The 2,033-nt window shown below is 33.3% G+C and carries 2 protein-coding genes; both read left to right on the forward strand.

Annotated elements, in window-relative coordinates; all coding sequences use genetic code 11:
- Window positions 1-333: 333 nt before the first annotated feature.
- Window positions 334-1,518, forward strand: a complete 1,185-nt coding sequence (locus AZ602_RS09855) for a restriction endonuclease subunit S (RefSeq protein ID WP_199174123.1) — start codon at window positions 334-336, stop codon at window positions 1,516-1,518.
- Window positions 1,519-1,531: 13 nt separating this feature from the next.
- On the forward strand, window positions 1,532-1,981 hold the full coding sequence (locus AZ602_RS09860) for a hypothetical protein (RefSeq protein ID WP_199174124.1): 450 nt from the start codon (window positions 1,532-1,534) through the stop codon (window positions 1,979-1,981).
- The last annotated feature ends 52 nt before the right edge of the window (window positions 1,982-2,033 follow it).

Consider the following 2,033-nt stretch of genomic DNA (forward strand, 5'->3'; position numbering starts at 1 on the left):
TCTTTTTGTGATTCGATGAGTAATTCGACGGCTCGAGTCTTAATTTCAGTTGAGTATTGTTTGGTTTTCATAAGGGTATTGTCTCAGAGTTTTGGGTCTCCGACAATCCCGGGACGGTTCAAATTTTGGATAATGAAAGCTATTTTGAAAAACAAATGCAAAGCAGCGTGTTGCAACGTTTTAGAAAAGAGCAGCAATTTGATGTGAATTCGCAAACTTTAAAACACATCAATCATTTATTGGTGCAAGAATATTTACGAGAAACTGGGCGAATGTATTAAATAGTTTTTGGGTTGTCTGAAAAATTTTAGAGATGAAATTAAAATGAGAACAATGAAATTGATTGATTTATCTATCAATATTTCAAGTGGTATTACTCCATTACGGAGTAATAATGAATTCTGGTCTAATGGTACTATTCCTTGGCTAAAAACAGAACAGTTAGGTGAAAAATATATTTTTGATACTAGCGAATATATTTCTCAAAAAGCATTAGAAGAAACTAATATTAAAATTTTTCCAGAAAATACATTGTCAATCGCTATGTATGGTGAAGGAAAAACCCGTGGAAATGTTTCTATTTTGAAACGTGCAATGACAACCAATCAAGCTTGTTGCAATATTGAACTTAATACAGAAAAAGCCAACCCAGAGTATGTGTATTATTTTCTCAAAACACAATATGAGAATTTGCGTTCATTGTCTTCTGGTATAAGAAAAAATTTAAATTCAAATGATATTAAAAGTTTTCAAATCAGAGTGCCTGATTTACCAACCCAACAATCCATTGCATCGGTACTTTCCGCCCTTGACCAAAAAATCGCCGTCAATAACCAAATCAACGCCCAATTAGAGCAAATGGCAAAAACGCTTTATGATTATTGGTTTGTGCAATTTGATTTCCCTGATGAAAACGGCAAGCCCTATCAATCCAGTGGTGGCGAAATGGTTTATAACGACACACTCAAACGCGTTATTCCAAAAGGGTGGGAAGTGATAGAGTTAGGAAAATGTTTAGACAAAATTCCTAATACTGAAAAAATATTAAATAAAGATATTGTAAATTTTGGAAAATATCCTGTAATTGACCAAAGCCAAGATTTTATTTGCGGCTTTACTAATAATCAGAAATCCATATTAACTCCTGATGACGCACATATCATTTTTGGCGACCATACTAGAACTGTAAAATTAGTTAACTTTACTTATGCTCGTGGTGCAGATGGTACACAGATTATTATCAGCAATAATAATAGATTACCTTCATATTTATTATATCAAATGATAAATCAAATTGACTTATCAAATTATGGATATGCACGACATTTTAAATTTTTAAAAGAGAGCATTATTATTTTACCAAGCAAATCAATTGCTCATAAATATAATGAAATAGCAAGTTGTCTATTTAAAAAAAATAGAAGCAATATAATACAAAACCAACAACTCACCCAATTACGCGATTTCCTATTACCCATGTTAATGAATGGACAAGTCGCTGTAGATACCAACGCATAAAAGAGCCCATACCATGACCGAACAATATTTTACCGAACAAACCAAAGCCTTAATTGACAGCTTAAAAACCATTTGTGCCAACTACGGCTTGGGCAATGATGGCAATGAATTTAAAATCATCAGCCAAGTGTTTTTATATAAATTTTTAAATGATAAATACACTTATGAAGTCAAAAAAGCGCGTGAAGCGTCACCCGATGAAGACATTGAATTTATTAATATGGAAATTGAAGGCAAAACAGCGATTTTAAATCCCGAACATACGCTGGCTATATTACACGCCCAGCAAAATAACCCTGATTTTGCCAAATTGTTTGATGATACATTGATGGATATTGCCGCTCAGAATGCCGATGTGTTTGCCGTGAAAACCGAAGGTGGCGCAAAAATTGTGGGTGGTGTTTCAAAAAGTATGCTGAAACAAAGCAGGTTGAATTTTGATAAAATAGAGAAATGCGAATAACTCTAGAAATCAAATGTCCAACCTGCCTCAGTGACAGTATAAAGAAAAATGG

Origin of the sequence: Moraxella sp. RCAD0137 (genome assembly GCF_002894025.1) — a bacterium.
Lineage (GTDB): Bacteria > Pseudomonadota > Gammaproteobacteria > Pseudomonadales > Moraxellaceae > Moraxella > Moraxella porci.